The organism is Chroococcidiopsis sp. CCALA 051, assembly GCF_003015105.1.
Lineage (GTDB): Bacteria > Cyanobacteriota > Cyanobacteriia > Cyanobacteriales > Chroococcidiopsidaceae > Chroococcidiopsis > Chroococcidiopsis thermalis.
Genome location: NZ_PYCI01000225.1, coordinates 1 through 5,207, shown reverse-complemented (window position 1 = coordinate 5,207; position 5,207 = coordinate 1). Strand labels below are relative to the sequence as shown.

The 5,207-nt window shown below is 46.5% G+C and carries 6 protein-coding genes; 1 reads left to right on the top strand and 5 read right to left on the bottom strand.

Features of this window, described 5'->3' with window-relative positions; genetic code table 11:
* Together C7Y66_RS29800 and C7Y66_RS29795 are read right to left on the bottom strand one after the other, a co-directional pair.
* Positions 1-1,383 (bottom strand): efflux RND transporter periplasmic adaptor subunit (locus C7Y66_RS29800; RefSeq protein WP_106548304.1); only part of this gene is annotated, 1,383 nt, incomplete at its 3' end.
* A gap of 210 nt (positions 1,384-1,593) precedes the next feature.
* Positions 1,594-2,292, bottom strand: coding sequence for a DUF305 domain-containing protein (locus C7Y66_RS29795; RefSeq protein ID WP_106548303.1), 699 nt, complete (start codon positions 2,290-2,292; stop codon positions 1,594-1,596).
* A gap of 330 nt (positions 2,293-2,622) precedes the next feature.
* On the opposite strand from C7Y66_RS29795, the gene C7Y66_RS29790 reads away from it, so the two are divergent.
* The gene (locus C7Y66_RS29790; protein WP_106548302.1) at positions 2,623-2,979 is read left to right on the top strand and encodes a four-helix bundle copper-binding protein; all 357 of its coding nucleotides are present in this window, start codon (positions 2,623-2,625) and stop codon (positions 2,977-2,979) included.
* 36 nt (positions 2,980-3,015) lie between these two features.
* Here C7Y66_RS29790 and C7Y66_RS29785 read toward each other — a convergent pair whose 3' ends face one another.
* The 3 genes from C7Y66_RS29785 to C7Y66_RS29775 all read right to left on the bottom strand — a co-directional run.
* Positions 3,016-3,471: a heavy metal-responsive transcriptional regulator gene (locus tag C7Y66_RS29785; RefSeq protein ID WP_106548301.1), complete on the bottom strand. Its 456-nt coding sequence runs from the start codon at positions 3,469-3,471 to the stop codon at positions 3,016-3,018.
* A gap of 223 nt (positions 3,472-3,694) precedes the next feature.
* Positions 3,695-4,558, bottom strand: a complete 864-nt coding sequence (locus tag C7Y66_RS29780) for a fructosamine kinase family protein (RefSeq protein WP_106548300.1) — start codon at positions 4,556-4,558, stop codon at positions 3,695-3,697.
* Positions 4,559-4,566: 8 nt separating this feature from the next.
* Positions 4,567-5,207: pitrilysin family protein (locus tag C7Y66_RS29775; RefSeq protein ID WP_146149911.1), on the bottom strand; the 641-nt coding region annotated here is incomplete at its 5' end.

The window sequence follows — 5,207 nt, the reverse complement described above, 5'->3', positions numbered from 1 at the left end:
CTTCCCGCCTCCCCGTAAAGACTGTGCGTATAGTTGAGGCGCGCGTTGAGTGACGATCGCATCCCCCTCAAACAACCCGCTTTTGACCTCAATCGTATCCCCAATTGTCCGACCTAAAGTCACTTCAACAGGTTGATAGGCATTCCCATTTTGGATGTAAACCATGTGTTTGCCGTTTGCCTCTACCACAGCTGAGCTAGGAATTGCCAGAGCTGTCGCTGTTCTATCTGCAAGTACTTCTAGTTGGGCAAACATCCCTGGTTTTAGGACTCCGCCAGAGTTATCGATCTCGGCTTTGACAGGTACTACCCGTGTTTCGCCTTCTACAACCGAACCAATTACAGCAACTCGTCCAGTGAAAGTTCGGTTAGGCATAGAAGCAACTGTGACTCTAACTGTTTGACCGTTTTTGACTTTATTTAAATCTTTTTCATAAATGTTGGCTGTGGCATAAACCCGACTGTCATTTACAATTGTCATCAGCTTGCCACCTGTATCCTCGAAGGATTGACCGAGAGTCACGTCGCGATCGGCAACTCTACCTGAAATAGGAGCTGTAACTGTTACCTGTCCTTGCGCATTAGCTTTTGCACCCAGTTGTTGTAGTCGAGTTTGATATGCTGTGTCGCTGAGACTTAAATGCGACTGAGCCGCTTGCACGGATGACTGAGCGCGTTTGAGATCGGCTTCGGCTGCAATGACATCTCGGCGGCTATCTGCTGCTGTCAGTTTAGCTTTGGCTTCGGCTAGCTGAGTTTGAGATTCTAGAGCTTGGCGACGGGGTATTGCGCCTTGAGTTAATAAAATTTGGTCTTTGTCAGATTTTTCTTGAGCAAAGTCTACTTGACTTTGTGCTTGGGCAATTTCTGCGGCAGCAATTTGTGAGAAACGCTGATAGTTTTGTTGCGCTAGCCTTAGATCTGCTTGCGCTTTTTGTAAATCTGCTCGTGCCTCCGCTTTCTTTTCTTGGGAAGTGACGCGCAGTTCTACTAAGTCGGGAGCCGCTAAAATAGCGACAGGTTGACCTGCTTGCACGTAAGCACCAGGTTGTACTAATAATTGGGCTACCTTAGCTCCTGAAATCGGTGTCGTAACTTCTACTTGTCGATTGGGCAAAGTTTCAATTTGTCCAGTTGCTGGTAGTCCTACAGCGAGTTGTTGTCGCTTAACTGGTTCTACTTTAATTTCCAAACGCTTGACAGTTTGGGCATCGACTTGAATCGAGTCAGTCGTTTGAGTTGCCTCACTTCCGCCGTGAAATTCATCTCCGTGTCCGCCGTGAGCTAACACAGTTACGGGAACCATCACGATCGCTAGGCTAACGATCGCTCCCGATATGCGGCAAAGCGGTGCAGGCGATCGCTTCAGGTGTGATTTGCGCATTATTTATCTAGAAATATCCTCGCGTACCATCAGAGCAAACGAGTGCTACAACTGCACTACTGATTATTCAGTTTCCCCCATGCGAATGAAATCAAGATGAAATTGCGATCGCCGATTGAATTTGATAGCGGTTTTCAATTGGATGAAACACACCATACTTTAAGGACGCACAGTTGTGCGTCCCTACGTTAGCGCTACAATGTATGCGATCTACTGGTTATACCAAGCTTTGCGCCACTGCTTCATTTGAGCGATCTCTTTCTGTTGATCGCTAATAATGTCTTTTGCCAATTGCTTAATTTCCGGTCGCTGCGACTTTTTCAGCGCGTCTTGAGCCATTGTCACCGCACCTTCATGATGCGGAATCATTGCATTAATGAAGCGGAGGTCGAATTGAGAGTCAGCTACACCTAAATCTTGGCTCATCATCATGCCTTGCATCTGGTCTGATGACATCGGCATCATATGTCCCATTTGAGAGTGATAAGCCATCATCTGCTTGCCTGCTTTGGGATACCAGGCTTGTCGCCACTGTTTCATTTGCCCAATCTCCCGATTTTGAGCAGTGATGATGTTGTCCGCTAGTTTTTTGATTTCAGGACGCTTTGATTTTTGCTGTGCCTCTTTTGCCATCTCGATCGCCCCTTGGTGATGCATTCTCATTGCATCAATAAATCGCAGATCGTAGTTGGCATCAGCTGGACCCAAATCCATCGACATACCGCTCCCGTGATGCATCATGCTGCCACCATGTTGCATGTTCTGCTTCACATGAGCGTTGGTATTGTTTGAAGATTGGCTGTCTTTTGCCGAGATCCCAAAATTAGCAGCCAGTACACCAATTGTCATTGTGGCGATCGCGCTTAGAGCTATTACCAAAACTTTAGTTTTTCCAGAATTAGTTTGCATAAATGACTTTCTATCCATTCAATAGCTTGAAAATTACCATCTCAATTATGAAATCTCTAGCTGACTAGAGAGTCAACTATTACGTTTATACAAGGATATGACTGCTCATACAAGATGAAGGTTGCACTCAATAAAGAGTTTGAATTGTACCAAGATTCAAGTATTACAAAACCAAGATGAAATTAGGATGAAATTGCTGTATCTCTACAGTCAGAAATCTTCTCCATATCATTAGAAAGAGGCGATCGCATTTGCTACCTTCTAAAGTGAAACTACAGAAGCATAATGACTGCTTCATTATTTTGTTTTTAAAGCTTTTGGAGGAGAGTTATGACAGCAGCTCAATCTCACCAATCATTACTTGAAACTTGCATTCAGGCTTGTCTCGATTGCCTACGCGAGTGCGAAAACTGTGCCGATGCTTGCCTGAGCGAAGATATGGTACAAATGATGGCTGAATGTATCAAGCGATGTCGCGATTGTGCCGATACTTGCGATTTATGCGCCCGGTTTATGTCGCGTAATTCAGACCTTCACGGGCAAATGTGTAGTGTTTGTGCTGAAGCTTGCGATCGCTGTGCCACTGAGTGCGAGAAGCACGACCACGACCATTGCAAGCGCTGCGCTCAAGCTTGCCGTCGTTGTGCTGAGACTTGTCGCCAGATGGCTACAGCTATGGCTGCATAAGTATCTTACTCTGGTAGTCGTTCGCGAATTGTTGCTTCATGTATAGTCTGACGATCGCCCAATATCTACGCGATCGTCTCTATCTCTCTGAACGATCGGGCAAATTGTTCCAGGCTGCGGAACTGGTACAGACTCCCAACCCGAAAGTAATCCCTTCAATTCAGCCTGCAATGTCATCAACTGCTGAATTTGGCGATCGATTTGTCGCAATTTATCTTCTAACTTCTCTTTAACTTCACCGCAAGGCAAATTACCGCGATCGTAAACATCAAGAATTTCTTTAATTTCTTCTAAGCTCAGACCGAGTTTTTGAGCGCGTTTGATGAATGATAGCCGAGTCAAGACATCGGGGGAAAACTGTCGGAAGCCTCCTTCAGTGCGGCTGGAAGATTGTAACAGACCCAGAGTTTCATAATAGCGGATCGTTCTAATTGGGACACCGCTCATAGCTGTTACTTGACCGATGAGTAGCGATCGCTCTTGAACTAACATAATACGTCTCCAAAGTCAATTTTTGATGTACGGCGACTGCTCTAACTGCATTTATCCCTACTTATCTATTATCAACTCTCTAGTTGGCTGGAGAGTCAATTAACCTTGAATCTAAGTTGTTGTTATACCTTCATAGCAATTCTCGGTTGTGTGGATGATATTTGTAGGGGCGCACAGCTGTGCGCCCCTACAGACGTGCATTGCATCCAATTGAAAACCGCTATCAACCTAAAAGTCTCGCGATCGCCCCATTTGCCTGAGACTCGTAACTCCCACCAAATAAGTTGAAGTGGTTCAAAATGTGATAGAGATTGTAGAGAATTTTTCGCCGTTCGTAACCAGAATCTAGCGGCAGAACTTCGTTATATCCCTGATAAAAAGCGGCTGGGAAACCACCAAATAATTCAGTCATGGCAACATCAACTTCGCGATCGCCGTAATATGTTGCGGGATCGAAAATGACGGGTTCTCCAGCACTGGTAAAAGCGGCGTTACCACCCCACAAATCCCCGTGGACTAGGGAAGGTGACGGTTGATGTTCTGCCAGGATTTGCCCAATTGCCGCAAGTAACTTTTCCTGTTGGGGAAAGCGTCCGCCTCTACGTTTTGCTAGCTGAAATTGATATCGCAAACGGTGTTGAGTATAGAATTCTACCCAATCCGTCATCCAAGTATTGATTTGCGGTGTAGAACCAATCGTATTATTTATATCCCAGCCAAACGCTTGATTGCTGCTGCGATCGTGCATTGCTGCTAGCTGTCGTCCCATTTCTGCCCAAGCCGGAGTTCCTCCACGTCCTAAGTCCAACCATTCCAAAACAATGTATGCAGACCGATCGGTTGTTCCCCAACAAATCGGTTGTGGGACACGAATAGTTGCCGTAGCCGACATTTGTTTTAATCCCAGCGCCTCTGCTTCAAACATGGCAGTCTGGGAGGGGGAATTGAGTTTGACAAAGTAAGTGCGATCGCCATCGGTAACGGTGTAGCCTTGGTTAATGCAACCGCCACTCACTGTCCGCTGACTATTGACAAAAAACTCTTTTCCTGAAATCTTGGAAATATGATGGGCAATCTCCGTCCACATATATACTCTTATTCGGGTTTAGTGGTAACGATGCCGTAAGCCGTAGGGGAAAGATATTGCACGGCAGCAGCTTGTAAATCGGCAGTAGTGAGAGCTTGAATTTTACTTGGATACTCTAACGCGGATGCTAAATCTCCGGTTAATGACTGATAGTAGCCATACAAACCAGCGCGTTCGCTGGGCGTTTCGTTGGCAAAAATAAAGCGATTGGCAACTTGAGTACCAACCCGCGCGATTTCCGAGTTCTGTACCGGGGTAGATTGTAACTGCTCGATTTGGGATGCGATCGCTGCTTCGACCATCTCCAGGTTTTCTACTGGCATCTGGGCAGAAACGTAAAATAGCCCTTGTAGGTGCTGTGTCAAGTTACTCACAGAAATATTGGAAACCCAGCCCTTTTCTTCCCGCAGTTCTCTCACCAATCTCGACGTGCGCCCGTGACTCAAAATTGCTGCTAAAACATCTAGGGCGTAAGTTTGCTCTAGCTGTACTAACCCTGGAACCCGCCACAGCATGACGAGTCTTGCTTGTTGCAAGCTGGGATCGACGAATTCGTGGCGGACGATTTGGGTGAAGGGGGGTTCGGGGTGGAGTCGGGAGTCGGTAGGGGCGCACTGCTGTGCGCCCCTACTAGGGTGGTGGGAGTCGG

Excerpts from the sequence above, each read along its gene's own strand:
- C7Y66_RS29785 (WP_106548301.1), bottom strand. The coding sequence starts at position 3,471 with ATGTTAGTTCAAGAGCGATCGCTACTCATCGGTCAAGTAACAGCTATG.
- C7Y66_RS29795 (WP_106548303.1), bottom strand. The coding sequence starts at position 2,292 with ATGCAAACTAATTCTGGAAAAACTAAAGTTTTGGTAATAGCTCTAAGC.
- C7Y66_RS29780 (WP_106548300.1), bottom strand. The coding sequence starts at position 4,558 with ATGTGGACGGAGATTGCCCATCATATTTCCAAGATTTCAGGAAAAGAG.
- C7Y66_RS29790 (WP_106548302.1), top strand. The coding sequence starts at position 2,623 with ATGACAGCAGCTCAATCTCACCAATCATTACTTGAAACTTGCATTCAG.